This window comes from Flavobacterium sp. EDS (assembly GCF_020991525.1).
GTDB lineage: Bacteria > Bacteroidota > Bacteroidia > Flavobacteriales > Flavobacteriaceae > Flavobacterium.
This window is the reverse complement of the sequence record NZ_JAJMOZ010000006.1, coordinates 219,974-236,182: the sequence shown is the minus strand read 5'-3', so window position 1 is coordinate 236,182 and position 16,209 is coordinate 219,974. Positions and strand designations below refer to the sequence as shown.

The following is a 16,209-nucleotide window of genomic DNA, read 5'->3' as shown; positions in this document are numbered from 1 at the left end:
CAAATTATATCCATTTGTCGCTACTAGTAAAATCATTAGGGAAGTAAGTAAGATATTGCACCATTCTAGGAGTTGTTCCTTGGTTTGCCGATGCGCAATGAGGCAATGTGTTTTGCCATATTATAAAGTCTCCGGCATTTGCAACTATAGGTATAGGTTGCGTTATTTTGAGTATTTCTTCTCTAGGATTTATAGTAGGATCAAGATTTTTTAACCAAGAATCTATTTTATTATGAAATCCAGGAACACAATGAAAAGCACCATCTTGAGCGCCACAATCAGTAAGATAGAGCAGTCCTTGAAACCCAAAACTAATAGGTAAACTTAAACTAACATCCCAATGGAGAGCACCTCCCAAAAAAGTAAACTCATGAGTTTCTGGGGGATTAAAACTTACTTTATCAATCGTTTTGTATATCTCAGTAGTATTGTATAGCTGTTCATACGCTTTTTTTATGCGCGGAGAAAACCTATTTCTGTTTAATGTTTCGTGGTCAGAAAAATTAAGCATTAGCCCTTTTTGTTCCTGATGGCTTTCATACCAAGATTCTTTTTTATCAGGATCCATCTTTAAGAAATCCCAAATAGCACGTTGTGTGTCCTCACAATGCTCTTTAGGGATAGCGTCTTTTATAATAACATATCCATTTATATTCCAAAATTCGAGATCATCATCAGATAGTACATTTTCTGTAAGGTCTTCGGTTTCTAGAGGAGTATTCTTTTTGTTTTTATTTACCCAAATTTTAAAAGCTTCAAAATCGGGCTTTTCAAAATATAAATATTGTAACGTATCTTCCATACTAATCCCTAATCGGTATAGCATTTCAATTTCTTTGTCCCAAGTTAAATTTTCATCAGTAGTAACCACCTTATTTGGATTTAAGATGCGGTTCCATAGACTTTCAAGAATGTTCCAAGGCATAGTTTTATGTGTAGTTGTGATTCGATAATTAAGGGTGATAAATATGGATTGCCTTTTTATTGTATCATTTCAAGAGGTATTTGATCAAAATAAACTTGTAATGTAAAATCACCTATTACAATACCATTTGCAAGTAATAAGTGACCATTAGGTGTATTGTCCCATTTTGCATTTGTCGAAATATTATACCCTTTACCATTGTGATTTATTATTGAAATACTTTCAATTAATACAGGGTTTCCGTTTTTGTCAACGATTTCTTGTCCTGGAATTAGAGTACTTGCTTTTGTGTATTTTCCAGTTGAAAGTAAGAAAGGAAGGTTTGCATCACAAATTAAATAAGGTATATCATTACTAGGTACAAAAACATATACCATTTTTTCAGAATGACTTAGGTGTTTGTTGTCAATGCTAAAAGAGACTTTAGCAATTTTTGATGATAATTTAATTTTACCTTTATTTAATTTTACAGAAATTGCGGATACTGTATCTCCTTTTGTAAAATGGTACATGGGTTTTAGTCCAGTAGGAATTGCGATGAGAGAGTTGTTTTCTAAAACACTACTATTTAGATTAATGTCAATCAATGGAATAGAATTGGTTTTCATGCTTTGTGGTTTTAGAAAATTTAACTGTGTTTTTTTAAAAGAAAATCTCTCAAAAATAACTTATTCGGAAATAGTATTATTAGGTATAAATACCTGTTTTTTATTGTTTGGTCTTTATATTATCTAAACCTTAATAATTGTTTACAATCAAATTATTCGACTTGATATTGTTCAAAAAGGCGAAGCTTGTTTTGTGTAGCAGTGAGGTTTTTTTGAAGCGTTTCGATTTTATTTAGTAAATGGGCAATAGCATCAATTCCTTCTAAATTAATTTTTAGATCATAATGCATTCGTATCATTTTTTCAATAGAAGGTAATTGTTCTGGTTGTAAATATTGTTCTTCTTTGAGAATGATAATTTCTATCAGTCCATAATCATTCAGCTTAGATATAAAGTTATCTTCAATTTCATGATATAGACAAAATTGTTTTATTTGGATTAAGTTTTTGTTATTCATGATTTCTTATTTTTGATAATTCTTTAAATAATTCTTTTTCTTTTTCAGATAATTTTGTTGGGATTTTTATGGTGTAAGTGATATATAGATCCCCAAATTGATTTTCTTTTTTATATACAGGAAACCCTTTTCCTTTTAATTTAACTTTAGTTCCGGGTTGTGTTTCAGGCGGGACTTTTATTTTTACTTTTCCATCAAGAGTATTTACTAAAACTTCTCCGCCTAATATTGCGGTATATAAATCAAGATCAACATCGGCATATAGATTGTTTCCTTCTCGTTTAAAATCTGAATTGTTTTCAATTACAAACGTGATATATAAATCTCCATTAGGACCCCCGTTAGCGCCAGGGCCTCCATGTCCAGGGATTTTTATAATCTGTCCGTTTTCTACACCAGCAGGAATTGTAATTCGGATATTTTTGCCATTAACGACCAGACTTTGCTTGTGTGTTTTGTAGGCCGATGTGAGGTTTAATTGCAATTCGGCATTAAAATCAGCACCTCTATATTTAACTTGACTTCTACTGCTTCTTCTGGATCCATACATAGAATTGAAGAAATCAGAAAAATCACTTTCTGAAAAATCATCTCCAGAAAAATTAGAATAATTGCTGTTATTTTGTTGTTGTTTAGAATATTGTTGCTGGTTAGGGTCATATCCTGCTTTTTCAAACTCGTCAGCATGTTTCCAGTCTTTACCGTATTTATCGTATTTTTTTCGATTTTCGGGATTGCTTAAAACTTCATTTGCTTCGTTTATTTCTTTGAATTTTGTTTCAGCTTCTTTATCATTTGGATTTAAGTCTGGATGATATTTACGAGCTAATTTTCGATAAGCCTTTTTAATTTCGGCTTCTGTAGCAGATTTTGTAATTCCTAATGTTTTATAATAGTCGATATAATCCATTCTTTTGAGTTTTTAATAAAGGTAAATTAAAACATTGAAGTTATGAATAAGTTATTAATTATCAAAATAGTATATTCTGTATCTTGAATATTTGAAAGTCCCTTTATAGGATGCTGTCAATATAAAAGTAGTAGGTTGTGTTTTTTTTGGCAGGTTTTTTGCATCCAAAAATTAGCCTAATATATTGTTATAAATCTCTTAAAGTTGTAGAGCACAATTTAATTATGCTATTTTTGCTATATATCCCTATGATTTTGAAAAAATCTAAAAATTGATTCCATAATATTATACCTGAATGAAACAGCTTTTATTTTTTATATTATTAATTACAACTCTTTCGGCATCTGCTCAAGTAGAATTTGCACCTAAGTTTAAACCAATTCCTCCAGCAAATTTTGGTATTAAGCCTAAGAAAACTCCACCACCTGGAACAATTATTCCACCAATGGAAATGCCTGGTATAAAGGCACCAAATGTTTTTAATAGTACAAGTATCGCGCCTGTGCAATCACAATTAAATTCTTCGTATCAAATAGGAAAAACAACAAATAGTTTCTCAATGACACCTTCTAATGAATTTGCAAATCCAGGAGACAGATATGTGCCTGGGATGGAAAAAGATTTGGATAAAACATTAAAAGATCAAGGCCTTAAAGAAGGTAGAGGGGCTTTGCTTAAGCAAAATATTTCGTTTGGAGATTTTAAAACTAAAGCAAATTATTTTATTATAAGACTTAGAGATTTTGGAGCTATTGATGGTGATTTGGTAAAAGTATCTTCTAATGACAAGATAATACAGTCTCAAGTTTTTTTGGATAGTAATTATAAGGATATTAGAATAGTTTTGGATAAAGGATTTAATAAAATGGAATTTGAAGCATTAAATATTGGTAGTTTGGGAGGTAATACTGCTGAGATACAAATATTAGATGATAATAAAAATGTAGTTATTCATGATTATTGGAACAATCTTGCTGCTGGTTTTAAGGCATCAATAGTTGTTATTAAAGAAGAATAAGTTATTTTTTTAAAAATTATAAATAATGAAAGATTCAAAAGGGATTAAGTTTCTAGACTTTTAATTTCCTTTTGAATCTTTTTAGGTTTTGCATATTGATGTTTCTATACATTGAAATAATTACTTTTAACGAGTAATTATTAATTTTTTTTAGGCTTTGTATCTCTGATTTTCTGAGCTTTTAGTAAAAAAAGTGAATGGTGATAAAAAAAATATATTTTTTTCATTGCTCTGATTTTTCAATTCGGAATATAAAAAGTATTTTTGCGCATGCAACACAACGTACTTATTTTAGATTTCGGATCGCAATATACTCAGCTTATTGCGCGTAGAGTTCGCGAATTAAATATATTCTGCGAAATCTTCCCTTATAATCATTTTCCGAGTGATTTATCAAGTTATAAAGCAGTAATTCTAGGAGGAAGCCCATTCTCTGTTCGTGCAGAAGATGCTCCACATCCAGATTTATCTCAAATTCGTGGTAAACTTCCAATGTTGGCAGTTTGTTACGGAGCACAATATCTAGCTCATTTTAGCGGAGGAGAAGTAGCTGCTTCAAACACTAGAGAATATGGTAGAGCCAATTTATCTTATATTAAGGAAAACGAAGTTTTCTTTGAAGGTGTTTCAGAAAACAGTCAAGTTTGGATGAGTCATAGTGATAGTATCAAAGCTTTGCCTACAAATGGAGTAAAATTAGCAAGTACGCATGATGTAGAATTTGCTGCTTACAAAATTGAAGGCGAAACTACTTATGCTATTCAATATCACCCAGAGGTTTTTCATTCAACTGATGGATCAAAGATGCTTGAGAACTTTTTAGTAAAAATTGCTGAAGTTCCTCAAAACTTTACACCAAATGCTTTTGTTGAAGAAATGGTGGCAGAATTGAAGGAAAAACTAGGTAATGACAAAGTAGTTCTAGGATTGTCAGGAGGAGTAGATTCGACTGTAGCCGCTGTATTATTAAATCAAGCAATTGGTGAAAACCTATACTGTATATTTGTAAATAACGGTTTACTTCGTAAAAACGAATTCCAAAATGTATTGGATCAATACAAAGGAATGGGATTAAACGTAAAAGGAGTAGATGCTGGAGATCGTTTTCTTAGCGAATTAGCAGGAATCAGTGATCCAGAAACCAAACGTAAAACGATTGGTCGTGTATTTATCGAAGTTTTTGATGATGAATCACACCTTATTGAAGATGTAAAATGGTTGGCACAAGGAACAATTTATCCAGATGTTATCGAATCAGTATCTGTAAAAGGACCTTCTGCAACGATTAAATCGCACCATAATGTAGGTGGATTGCCAGATTACATGAAATTAAAAATTGTTGAGCCTCTTCGCATGCTTTTTAAAGATGAAGTACGTAGAGTAGGAGCCTCTTTAGGAATAGATCCAGAGTTATTAGGAAGACACCCTTTCCCAGGACCTGGATTATCAATTAGAATTCTTGGAGATATTACTCCTGAGAAAGTACAAATTTTGCAAGATGTTGATGCCGTATTTATTGACGGATTAAAATCTTGGGGATTGTACGATAAAGTTTGGCAAGCAGGCGCAATTTTGCTTCCTGTAAATAGTGTTGGGGTAATGGGTGATGAGCGTACTTACGAAAAAGTAGTAGCGCTTAGAGCTGTAGAATCTACTGATGGTATGACTGCCGACTGGGTACATTTGCCATACGATTTCTTAATGAAAGTTTCTAACGACATTATAAATAAAGTAAAAGGTGTGAATCGTGTAGTTTACGATATCAGCTCAAAACCACCTGCAACAATTGAGTGGGAATAATCTTTGATTATCTCTCTGAAATATATTAAGACAATGCCCATATGAAAATATGGGCATTGTTATTTAGACTATTGTGAAACAAAGGTATTGTAACTTTGTACAGCATTATTATAATCACTTGAAGCGCTGTCGAACCAGCTTTCAATATTAGCTGTATCTAATTTCTTTTCTTGCAGTCTGTCTGTTACTGTATTTAAAGATTCTGTAGCAGATGAACATTTTCGATAAAACGTTTCATATACACTTTTATAGTATGCATCTTTTAGTTTAGAGGTGTCTTTTTTACTTATGTCTTTGTTTGTTTCAATAGACGTTTTTAGTGTGCTTAGAGCTGATTTTATTGTGTTAACGTCAGGAGTTTTTGTTTGAAACATCTCAAAAACAGCATTTAAATCAATTAAATCTTTTTTCATAGGAATTACGAAGCTTGCGATGGGGCTGTTTTTTAGTAAAGCAAGTTCAGCTTTGTTTCCAGCATCAGATGCTAGATGCCCAGCAGTTCTCCATGATATTTCAGATTTTTTTATATTAGATAAAAGGCTATCGTTGATTTGATTGTATTTAATTAGTTTTTTATCTTCCTTAAAATCTTTATTTGATACATAGTTGCTTAATGCAGTGCACCATTTGCTCACAGACTTAATATTATTTTCTCCCTCAGATACGTTTTTTTTAATGGCCATTTTTTCATCAAATACTGGAGCAGCATTAAGTGTTGCTGTGTAGGCAGTTTGTATACTGGATTGGACAGTTAGATCACATCTAATAGCGTGCGGTGTCAAATTTGGATTTTTAACCAACCGTTCTACATTAGATTGGACATTTGATGCAATGTTTTTATAGTTTTCTAATGTTTTAGAATAGGAGTTACTAAGATCAATAACAGAATTCGATAGTTGTATAATCTTTGAAGCGTCAGGCTGTGGTTTTGTTACTTTTTTCTTCTGCGCACATAGACCAATAGAAAAAATTAAAAAAGGCGTAAGAAGGTGTAATTTAAGTTTCATTGTAGCTTTATTGTTAAAATTAATAAACAAAAATACGGAAAAAACTTATATATTGATTATTTGAATTGTAATTCCATGGGATAATAAGAAAACAATTGAATTGGAACAGTATTATTTTTCAAATTAAGGCATTACATTTGTAATGCCTTAATTTTTTCAAACCTACTATTTATGAGAGAACTTTTGACGATTTCTCTTGTCTTTATTTTGTCGTTTAACAAAATAACAGCACAAGAATCAATCATTGAACACAAAATTCAAAAAGGAGAAACTGCTTATTTCATTGCCCAGAAATATAATGTTTCCTTAGAAGAAATTTACAGATTAAACCCCGAATCGCAAAGTGGCTTAAAGGATAATCAGATCATCCAGATTCCTATTTATTCTCCTGTTAAGGAGAAAGAAATTAAACAACTTACACACACAGTTACAGCAAAGGAAACATTGTTTGGTTTATCAAAACAATATAATGTAAGTGTCGAAGCCATTCAAAATGCAAATAATTCAGTCCTTATAGAAGGATTAAAAGTAGGGCAGGAGCTTATCATTCCGCAAGATCTTGCTGGTAATACTAAAAATGCCATTGCAAATACAATTACTTCATCTAAAGTAATGCATCAGGTTTTGGCTAAAGAATCTTTATTTAGTATCGCCAGAAAATATAATGTTTCGGTTCAGGATTTGGAAACTTTAAATAAAGAGATTTTATTAAACGGTTTGCAAATAGGACAAACAATTGTAATTCCTAATAAAAGAAAAACAATCGACGGTAGAGTTCGTATCATAAATGGAGAAACTATTTTTCATGTTGTAGCTCCAAAAGAGACAAAATACTCGATTGCTAAAAAATATGGAATCACAATAGACCAGCTTGAGGCTCAGAATCCTGAGATTGTAAACGGATTGGTTGAAGGAAATAAGTTAGCGATTAATACCAAAGAAATAACCCCTACCAACGACAACGAAGAGTTGATGGTTGCATTGGCTGAAAAACAAGTTGTGGTCGAAAAAACGAAGGCGAAGACAATTGAATTAGAGGATTTAAAAGATAGATTGGTTGTTCAGAAAGAGATGAATCAAAAGGTAATTAAAATCAACGATCTTAATGTTGATCTTAAAGGCATGGATGGTTTAAAAGGCAATTCGATAGAAAAACTGAGACTGGTTTTAGAAGCTAATAAAAATGTCCAAGAGGTTTTAATGTCAAAATTAGATTCGCTAGTTGTAATTATGACTGATGACTTATATGATTTAAAGAAGACGGATATCTTAAATATGAAAGAGTCTAAGCGTTTAGAAAAGGAATCTTACGAAAGTATTGCTAAGACTAATGTGTTATCATCTCAACTTAAAAAAGAATTAGCTGAAAATAGAAAGTCTTATGCAGGCTTGATGAATAAAGTAGAGCGAATCGCAGTTGAAGAAAATCAAGAATATAAAAGAAAGGTACGTGAGAACATTAAAAATAAAACGGGAGAGACTTTGTTACAAAGCCTATCTTTAGAAAAAATTAAATATTATAAGATTGATCAAGAGAAAAATGATGCTCAGAATCAAAAATTGATTGCTAAAATTGATTCATTAGATAGTCAGAAAAAAATAGAAGCAAAACGACGTATTAGTAAAGCTTCATTTTACGGATCTGAAGCTCGTGAATTTGATGATAGGTTGGCATTGGTAAAATTAAAAAGATACCAAGATAAAGTAATATATAATCAGACAAATACTGAAACTCCGATTGGGACGTTATCATTAGAAGAAATAAAACAGAAAATAAAAGAAGATCCACTTTATAATAATGAAGAAGTAAAGATTGAAGTTTTTGATAATCTCAAAGCAGTTCCTAATGGATATTATTTGGTTTTAGATATCTTTACAGACGCTACGCAAAGAGATCAGTTTATTATGAAGTTGATAGACGCAGGTGATTTTAATGCCAGTTTTTTCTATAATGTAAACAGTCAATCGTATTATGTTTATTCTGATGCTTTTGAAAACATAGAAGAAGCTTTATATAAGTACAAACAAAAAGAAAATACACCACTTTATAAAAATTGGAGTATTGCTAAATTAGAATTATACATTAGCAAATAATTAACAGGTATGGGGAATCTTGTTTTATATAGAAATACTACCTTGTTTAAAATTTTTTATCTTATTATGAAATACATTTCAATACTAATTACAACCGTTTTTTTGATGTCTTATTCTGTTTTTTCTCAGGATAAAATTAGTAAACACACTGTTGCCAAGGGAGAAACAATTAACCAGATTGCTCAAAAATATAAGGTGACTCCTTATGATATTTATAAGCTTAACCCAGATGCTCAAAGAGGTTTGAAGCTGGATAGCGTTTTGTTGATTCCAAATAACTCAGGGAAAACAGCAAGTTCAGAAAAACCTACAGCAACTACAGTTACTCCTAAAAAATCAAATGGTACAATTACACATGAAGTAGTGGCTAAGGAAACGCTTTTTGGGATTGAAAAAAAATATAACATTTCAGATGAAGCTTTAAAAAAAGCCAATCCATTTCTTGAAAAAGATGGTTTACAAATAGGACAGACACTTGTTATTCCTTCAGGGAATAATTCCGCAAAAGATTCAAAAACAATACCTGCTACAAAGTTAGTTCCTGCTAAAAAAGATCAATATGTTTATCATGATGTTTTGGCAAAGGAAACTAAATATTCAATTGCAAAACAATACGGAATAACTGTAGAAGAATTAGAAAAACGCAATCCAGAAGTTGTTCCTAACCTGCCAGTAGGTTATCGTTTAACTATAAAAGGAACAGCTCCAAAAACTGTTGCGACTACAGCTCCTGTTGTTAAAAATGAAGTGAAGTCTCCAGTAATTGAAACTGCTAAGAAAGTATCGTATGCAGATTATCAGGTAAGACCAAAGGAAACATTATATAGTTTGTCTAAAACATTTGGTTTGTCGCAAGACGAATTAATAAAATTGAATCCTGTACTATCAGGAGGAGTTCAAGAAGGGATGATTTTGAAAGTTCCTGCTGGAATTATGCCACCACCAGAAATAAAATCGGAAACTAGACCAGAAATCAAAGAAGAGGTTAAAGAGATTGTTACTTTATCTAAAAAGAGAGGATCTAATGATCGTAAGAAAATAGCGTTATTACTGCCATTTAATTTATCTAAAATTCAAAATGATACAACAAGCACTGCTAGTCGTTTGAAGAAAGATAAGTTTTTAAGTATGACTTTAGATTTTTATTCTGGAGCTTTAATGGCAATAGACTCGGCTAAAGTTCTCGGATTACCAATAGATGTTTCTATTTTTGATTCGCAAGAAACTAAAGGAGGTTCAAATGTAGCTTCAATTATTCAAAATAATAGATTACAAGAAACGGATGCAGTTATCGGACCATTTTATCAAACTAATGCTGAAGTAACAGCTAAGTTATTAGTAGAAAGCGATGTTCCTGTGATTTCTCCATTGTCTAAAGACAAAGGAAATCCTTTTGATAACTTATATCAGACGATACCGTCTAATGATATTTTAAAGGGGGCAATGTTTGATTATATGCGTTCTAAAGGCGGTAACATAATTGCAGTAGTTGATAAGAAAAAAGAGTCTATAAGACAATATATTCAGCAAAATCAAAAAGGAGTAATTTTTGCGCCAGTTACTGAAGCAGGAGATTTTAATCCAGCAGGGTTAAAAATTCAGTTTGTACCTAACAAAATGAATTATGTTGTAATGGAAACCGCAAATACAGCTATGATTAATGCGACAATTAAAGTGTTATTAAGTTCTATGTCGGCATATCAGGTACAGTTAGTAATTTTAGAGCCAAACAGTACATTAGATACAGACGAAGTTAGTTTTGAAAGTTTGACGAAGTTAAAATTAATGTATCCATCGGTAACTCGTGAAAATGAATCTCCAGGAGCACTTGTTTTTGAAAAAGAATACAGAATCAAAAATAAGATCAATCCAAATACTTATGCTACCAGAGGTTTTGATGTGACCTTTGATACCATGATGCGATTATCTCAAGGAAAAACGTATGAAGAAACGGCTAATGAAATTGCAACGGAACAAATAGATAATAAATTTCAATTTTATAAAAAAGAAGATGGTGGTTATGCCAATAGAGGCGTTTACATCTTATATTACGATAGTGATTTAACAATAAAAGAAGCGAACTAATGACATCAAAAGTAACCTATTTAGGGGATTTAAGAACTAAATCAATACATGTGCAATCAGGAAGTGAAATCATTTCTGATGCACCTTTAGATAATAATGGAAAAGGAGAAGCTTTCTCTCCAACAGATACTGTAGCAAATGCTTTGGCAAGTTGTATGATGACTATTATGGGAATTAAAGCCCGTGATATGAATGTTGATATTGCTAACTCTACTGCTGATGTTACTAAGATAATGAGTGCTGAACCTAGAAGAATTGGAGCAATAGAGATTGTTTTTGAAATGAAAGGAACAGACGATGAAAAAAGCAAAACAATCCTAGAAAGAGCTGCAATGACTTGCCCAGTTTTTTTGAGTTTACATCCTGAAATCGAAAAACGAATTACTTTTAACTGGAAGTAGTTTTGTAATAAACTATATTATAAAAAGCCATCAAAGAAATATTCTTTGATGGCTTTTTAAGTTTAATTGCTCGGAATGCCTTTTTCTGGTTTTAGATCTTCTAGAATAGGAGTTTCTATTGTTTTTACTTCTTTTTGAATAGTTTCATTTTTTTGTTCAAAAATGGTAATATTGTTTTTACCTTTTTTGAGCCAGCATCCCGGTACGTATAATGTTTGCTGCGGACCAACACTCCAGTAACGGCCAATATTAATTCCGTTTATAAATACAATTCCTTTGCCCCAATCGCGCATATCTAAAAATGTGTCTCCAGTTTTACTAAGTTTAAAAGTACCTTGGTATAAAGTTGGACGGTTTGTTTTTGCTGAATTTTGGTATGCTATCAAATCTGGTTCAGAAGTCATAGGTAATTTATACATTTCCCAATCGCCAGTAATTGTTTCTCCATTAATAATAACAGGACTTATAATTCCTTTATTATTGGCATTAATTTGTGCTCCGTAATTGATACGTCCCATGTTTTCAACAACAATATCTAGAGTAGCATTAAAGGGAACTTCGATTTCGCAATTGTACTTTTTATAATAACGATTTAACTCAGCTACTTTTTTTCCGTTTACATATACTATTGCATAGTCACGTAATCCATTTAATTCTAATTTTCCGCTAATGGGCTGAGTGAATTTTTTGCTGTACCAAACATAACCGTTACCTTGATTTAACTGTTCGAATGTTAGTGGATTGTCTTCTATTACAGGAGGGATTTTTGATTTTAAATCAGCTAAATCGACTGCTTTAGTAAGCTTAATATTCGGAATAGTTATTACAGGTATTTTGGCAGGAATGTCTGGAGTTTCGGCTGTTTTTAATAATTCTCTAAGTGCATTATATTTTGGAGTTGCCCAACCAGCTTCACTAATTGGAGCATCATAATCGTAGGACGTCATATCGGGCTGAATATCGTGTTCTTTGTCGTAATTAGCACCAGAAGTAAAGCCAAAGTTTGTTCCTCCGTGAATCATATAATAATTAAACGAAACTTGGTTGTCTAAATATTTTTTTGTCTGACGTACGGTTTGTTCTGGTTTTTGAGTTGGGAATGGTTCTGCCCAATGATCTAACCATCCAGGGTAAAATTCTGCCACCATATAAGGGCCTTGATTATTATTGAATTGATTGACTACCGTTTTTAGTTTAGTAATATCACTTTCTCCGTTTGCTGTTGGTAAAGCTCCTGGTAAGGCACCACCTTCAAATAACCAACTTCCATCAGAAGTAAAGAAAGGAACTTCGAAACCAATGTCTTTTAATTGTTGGAATACAGCCGCGCTATATTTTTTATGTTCTTCTAAGGGTATGTCTTTTCGCTGTGCAACATAAGAACCGAATTCATTCTCTCCTTGTACCATGATAATAGGACCTCCTTTAGTAATTTGTAAATCTTTAACCTGATTATACAATTCGGTAAAATAGGCTTTGGTTGCAGTTAGATATTCTTTGTTGTTGCCACGAATTACCATATTAGGTACATTTTGTAAAAACCACGGATAGCCTCCAAATTCCCATTCGGCACATACATAAGGACCTGGACGTAAGATTACGAATAAGCCTTCTTCTTGTGCTATTTTAATATATTCAGCTACGTTTTTATTACCTGTTTTAAAATCCCAAACTCCAGGAGTTATTTCGTGATAGTTCCAAAATACATACGTTGCTACTGCATTTAATCCCATTGATTTCATCATTTTTAGGCGATGACGCCAGTATTGTTGTGGAATTCGAGAATAGTGCATTTCGCCCGAATGGATTTGTGTAGGTTTACCATTCAATAGAAAATTACCATCGCTTATAGCAAAAGTTTGTTTTGGCTGAGCATATAGAGGTATTGTTATTAATAAAGAAAATAAGAGGGCTAAATAATAGATTTTTTTCATTTTGGTTTGCTTAAAAGTGGTACGCATAACAAACAAGAGGGCACTTTATATGGGTGCCCTCTTGTTATAATTTAACTAACTTCAAAAATATTTATTTAGAAAATTCTAAACCTTTTAATTTGTTCCAACCACCACGTGTGAAATCAGGAATTTCTACTGGAGATGAATTATTGTCAAGAGAAATTTCTGTTAATGGAGCTAAACAAGACCATTCAGCTAAATCGTACACATCCATATCAAGAGGTAATCCGTTTTGTAAGCAGTAAATCAAACGGTAATCCATGATGAAATCCATTCCACCGTGTCCACCAACTTGTTTTGCTTTTTCTTCTATTCCTGCAACAATTGGGTGTTTGTATTTTTCCATTAATGCTTTTTTCACTTCTTCTGGCATGAATCTGTGTGCATTTAAGTTTTCATGATCAGGTTTAATATCTGAGCTAATTGATTTTGCATCTAATGCATAACCTTCTACAGGATATTTATTAGCAAATCCTTTAGTTCCACTAAGTTGGTACATACGACTGTATGGGCGTGGAGATGTTACATCATGTTGAATTTGGATTGTTTTACCATTTTCTGTACGAATCATAGTCATAGTATGATCACCGTTTCTAAAGTCTTTAACATCAACTCCAGATTTTTCTTTAATGTAAGCAGGGTTTCCTACTGCTTTTGTATCCATAGATACTAAGTAGTTCATTTTGTCACCACGGTGAATGTTTAATGCCTGACAAGCTGGTCCCATACCATGTGTTGCGTAAATGTCACCACGGTGTTTTTTGTTGTAATCCATACGCCAGTTATTCCAGTATTCTCCCCAAAATGGTTGAAGACCGTGAATATAAGAACCTTCAGCATGAAGAATTTCTCCAAATAAACCTTGTTGAGCCATGTTTAATGTAGTAAGTTCGAAGAAATCATACACACAGTTTTCTAACATCATACAGTGTTTACGAGTTTTTTCTGAAGTATCGATAAGATCCCAGATTTCTTTCATATTCATTGCACCAGGAACTTCTATAGCTACGTGTTTACCATCTTTCATGGCTTGAGTACCAATGTTAGCGTGATTTTTCCAATCAGTAGCAATGTATACTAAGTCTACATTTGGTAATGCTGTAACTTTTTTCCATGCATTAGCATCTCCATAAAATTCTTGTGCTTTAGGAAGTCCTCTTTTAGTTAGAATCTCATTTGCTTTAGCTGTGTTTTCTTGGGTCATGTCACATAATGCAACTATTTCAACTCCAGGAATATGTGTCATACGTTCTACTGCTCCTGGACCACGCATTCCGAGTCCGATAAAAGCAACACGAACATTTGGAATTGGTGCTGTAGCTAAACGTAAAACATCTTTTTGTCCTTTGGCACGAGGAGGAGTAGGTGTCTTAATCATTTGAGCTGAAGAAGTAGCATATCCTAAAAAGAAGCAGGATATTAGAATAAATTTAAAGATACTAGTTTTCATGTTGAATTAATTTAATTTAATAGTGTGGGACATTCTGCTTTAAGACTGTCTTATCGTTGTTGTCTTTATTTTAATTTTATGGCAAAGTACTAAAATTTATACTTGGCATATTATGATTTAATGGTTTTGTGAACTTAGTTTTTGCTTTGGTGTATTGATTAAAGAAACCTCCATCTTTTAAAAAGAAAAACCCTTTTTCTATACCACCAGAATAGTCCATTCTATATCCTTTTCTACCCGTATTATCTACAGTGAAAGTGGCAGTGTCTATTTCTTTCCAAATTCCTTTGTCATCGCAATACCATTGATTGTTAAACAAAACTTTGCGGGATTTATTTCCTTGTTGTGGTACAAAATTTTCTAAGAAGGAATGAAATCTTTTTAAATAGGTGTTAGTTTGCGGACGATTAAAACTAGCAATTAATATCCATTTTTTTTGTTCAGGTGCATAAAAGTAAGCGGTGTATGTAGTTGAGTTGTCGCTTTGAGGAACTCCATTAAGTAAGAACTTATAAGTGGTTCCTGCTTTCCAGTTGTATTTTAAATAGCTTTGTCCGCCAGATCCTTCATTTCCAAACTCACCAGTTTTTACATTTTCTCCCTTTTTAAGCATTTTAATTTTATGCGAATCTGGAATACTTTTAGGATCATCAGTAACAAAAGGACTCCAAACAGAGAATAATACACGGCGTTCTGTTTCAGAATTTACCTGAATCCCAAAATAACCTTCGCCAAAACCGTTTGCCATATAATAAGATCCTATTTTATCTTCGTTTACAGGAACAGTAATTTCGTTGTAATACCATTGAACATTCACTTTTTCTGGTATTTCGTAATTTAAATGTACAGAAGGACCTCTTCGACCCCAATGAAAAAAATTATCATCATTATTTGGAACATAGGCAACCTTTCCTTGAAGTGCCGCCCCATCAATGATTAATTTAGAAATAGAAGGAAAACTATTTTGTGTTTTAGAGATTCCTTTTATTTTTAAAGCCACATATCCTGTGTCAACAATTTTCCATTCTCCTATTAGAATAGGTTTTTTGTTAGATTGGTCAAATTCGATTTTTTTGAATTCTTTGTTAATGCCAAATTCTAATGTAGATTTTCCTTGAATAGTTACATTTTCATCTGTAGAAATTCGGATTAACCCTGGAGTTGAAACTCTAAAATAAACCGTAAAATATTCTTTAGGGTTAGTCCAGTTTTCTATTCCATTATCAGTTATAGTATTGTTATTCTCATGATTATTAGAACTGAAAGCATTGCCACCAAGAGGCAAATGAATTTCGTTTTTTGAATCTTGTGCTAATACATTTGTACTTAAAAATACCAATGTAAGGAAAGAGAAAATAATTTTAAAATATTTCATTTAGCCTGATTTTAGCTATTATTTGTTTTTTGCATTTAACTTCTCTAGAATCCCCCTTATCAGCAAGGGGGAATTCTAAAGAGAGCCTTATTTACTAACTAACCATTCAATTCAAAATTAGTT

The 16,209-nt window shown here is 32.3% G+C and carries 13 protein-coding genes; 5 read left to right on the top strand and 8 right to left on the bottom strand.

The genetic code is table 11. The annotated features are described in order from the left end of the window. Window positions 1–4: 4 nt before the first annotated feature. The 4 genes from LPB87_RS11235 to LPB87_RS11220 form a co-directional block, all read right to left on the bottom strand. Window positions 5–925, bottom strand: a complete 921-nt coding sequence (locus LPB87_RS11235; protein ID WP_230727948.1) for a phytanoyl-CoA dioxygenase family protein — start codon at window positions 923–925, stop codon at window positions 5–7. A gap of 56 nt (window positions 926–981) precedes the next feature. Beyond that, a complete protein-coding gene (locus LPB87_RS11230) occupies window positions 982–1,533 on the bottom strand; it encodes a hypothetical protein (protein ID WP_230727947.1) in 552 nt (183 codons plus the stop codon). Window positions 1,534–1,685: 152 nt separating this feature from the next. After that, the gene (locus LPB87_RS11225; protein ID WP_129537710.1) at window positions 1,686–1,991 is read right to left on the bottom strand and encodes a chaperone modulator CbpM; all 306 of its coding nucleotides are present in this window, start codon (window positions 1,989–1,991) and stop codon (window positions 1,686–1,688) included. After that, window positions 1,984–2,901: a J domain-containing protein gene (locus LPB87_RS11220; protein WP_230727946.1), complete on the bottom strand. Its 918-nt coding sequence runs from the start codon at window positions 2,899–2,901 to the stop codon at window positions 1,984–1,986. Before LPB87_RS11220 ends, LPB87_RS11225 begins: the two co-directional genes overlap by 8 nt. A gap of 295 nt (window positions 2,902–3,196) precedes the next feature. Between LPB87_RS11220 and LPB87_RS11215 the strand changes: the two genes are divergently transcribed. Both LPB87_RS11215 and guaA read left to right on the top strand, forming a co-directional pair. Then, on the top strand, window positions 3,197–3,919 hold the full coding sequence (locus LPB87_RS11215) for a hypothetical protein (RefSeq protein ID WP_129537712.1): 723 nt from the start codon (window positions 3,197–3,199) through the stop codon (window positions 3,917–3,919). A 270-nt stretch (window positions 3,920–4,189) separates the two neighbouring features. Continuing rightward, window positions 4,190–5,719 (top strand): glutamine-hydrolyzing GMP synthase, encoded by a 1,530-nt coding sequence (gene guaA, locus LPB87_RS11210; RefSeq protein WP_129537713.1) that lies wholly within the window; start codon window positions 4,190–4,192, stop codon window positions 5,717–5,719. Between the two features lie 68 nt (window positions 5,720–5,787). On the opposite strand, the gene LPB87_RS11205 is transcribed toward guaA, so the two are convergent. Further along, the gene (locus LPB87_RS11205) at window positions 5,788–6,726 is read right to left on the bottom strand and encodes a hypothetical protein (RefSeq protein ID WP_230727945.1); all 939 of its coding nucleotides are present in this window, start codon (window positions 6,724–6,726) and stop codon (window positions 5,788–5,790) included. A 171-nt stretch (window positions 6,727–6,897) separates the two neighbouring features. Here LPB87_RS11205 and LPB87_RS11200 point away from each other — a divergent pair, with 171 nt between their 5' ends. The 3 genes from LPB87_RS11200 to LPB87_RS11190 all read left to right on the top strand — a co-directional run bounded on the left by LPB87_RS11200 (window position 6,898) and on the right by LPB87_RS11190 (window position 11,306). Further along, a complete protein-coding gene (locus LPB87_RS11200) occupies window positions 6,898–8,820 on the top strand; it encodes a LysM peptidoglycan-binding domain-containing protein (RefSeq protein WP_230727944.1) in 1,923 nt (640 codons plus the stop codon). A 66-nt stretch (window positions 8,821–8,886) separates the two neighbouring features. Next, complete coding sequence (locus LPB87_RS11195) at window positions 8,887–10,905, top strand: LysM peptidoglycan-binding domain-containing protein (RefSeq protein ID WP_230727943.1); 2,019 nt, start codon at window positions 8,887–8,889, stop codon at window positions 10,903–10,905. Beyond that, complete coding sequence (locus tag LPB87_RS11190; RefSeq protein WP_230727942.1) at window positions 10,905–11,306, top strand: OsmC family protein; 402 nt, start codon at window positions 10,905–10,907, stop codon at window positions 11,304–11,306. Before LPB87_RS11195 ends, LPB87_RS11190 begins: the two co-directional genes overlap by 1 nt. A 62-nt stretch (window positions 11,307–11,368) precedes the next feature. Here the strand turns inward: LPB87_RS11190 and LPB87_RS11185 are convergent, their stop codons facing one another. From LPB87_RS11185 to LPB87_RS11175, 3 genes are all read right to left on the bottom strand, one after another. Beyond that, a complete protein-coding gene (locus tag LPB87_RS11185; protein WP_230727941.1) occupies window positions 11,369–13,240 on the bottom strand; it encodes a beta-galactosidase family protein in 1,872 nt (623 codons plus the stop codon). A 91-nt stretch (window positions 13,241–13,331) separates the two neighbouring features. Continuing rightward, window positions 13,332–14,711 (bottom strand): Gfo/Idh/MocA family oxidoreductase, encoded by a 1,380-nt coding sequence (locus tag LPB87_RS11180; RefSeq protein ID WP_129537719.1) that lies wholly within the window; start codon window positions 14,709–14,711, stop codon window positions 13,332–13,334. Window positions 14,712–14,787: 76 nt separating this feature from the next. After that, on the bottom strand, window positions 14,788–16,086 hold the full coding sequence (locus LPB87_RS11175) for a DUF3472 domain-containing protein (RefSeq protein WP_230727940.1): 1,299 nt from the start codon (window positions 16,084–16,086) through the stop codon (window positions 14,788–14,790). Window positions 16,087–16,209: the final 123 nt, after the last annotated feature.

What these genes read in the sequence shown, in the direction of transcription:
- LPB87_RS11235 (WP_230727948.1), bottom strand. Translation starts at nt 925, where the DNA reads ATGCCTTGGAACATTCTTGAAAGTCTATGGAACCGCATCTTAAATCCA.
- LPB87_RS11230 (WP_230727947.1), bottom strand. Translation starts at nt 1,533, where the DNA reads ATGAAAACCAATTCTATTCCATTGATTGACATTAATCTAAATAGTAGT.
- LPB87_RS11225 (WP_129537710.1), bottom strand. Translation starts at nt 1,991, where the DNA reads ATGAATAACAAAAACTTAATCCAAATAAAACAATTTTGTCTATATCAT.
- LPB87_RS11220 (WP_230727946.1), bottom strand. Translation starts at nt 2,901, where the DNA reads ATGGATTATATCGACTATTATAAAACATTAGGAATTACAAAATCTGCT.
- LPB87_RS11215 (WP_129537712.1), top strand. Translation starts at nt 3,197, where the DNA reads ATGAAACAGCTTTTATTTTTTATATTATTAATTACAACTCTTTCGGCA.
- guaA (WP_129537713.1), top strand. Translation starts at nt 4,190, where the DNA reads ATGCAACACAACGTACTTATTTTAGATTTCGGATCGCAATATACTCAG.
- LPB87_RS11205 (WP_230727945.1), bottom strand. Translation starts at nt 6,726, where the DNA reads ATGAAACTTAAATTACACCTTCTTACGCCTTTTTTAATTTTTTCTATT.
- LPB87_RS11200 (WP_230727944.1), top strand. Translation starts at nt 6,898, where the DNA reads ATGAGAGAACTTTTGACGATTTCTCTTGTCTTTATTTTGTCGTTTAAC.
- LPB87_RS11195 (WP_230727943.1), top strand. Translation starts at nt 8,887, where the DNA reads ATGAAATACATTTCAATACTAATTACAACCGTTTTTTTGATGTCTTAT.
- LPB87_RS11190 (WP_230727942.1), top strand. Translation starts at nt 10,905, where the DNA reads ATGACATCAAAAGTAACCTATTTAGGGGATTTAAGAACTAAATCAATA.
- LPB87_RS11185 (WP_230727941.1), bottom strand. Translation starts at nt 13,240, where the DNA reads ATGAAAAAAATCTATTATTTAGCCCTCTTATTTTCTTTATTAATAACA.
- LPB87_RS11180 (WP_129537719.1), bottom strand. Translation starts at nt 14,711, where the DNA reads ATGAAAACTAGTATCTTTAAATTTATTCTAATATCCTGCTTCTTTTTA.
- LPB87_RS11175 (WP_230727940.1), bottom strand. Translation starts at nt 16,086, where the DNA reads ATGAAATATTTTAAAATTATTTTCTCTTTCCTTACATTGGTATTTTTA.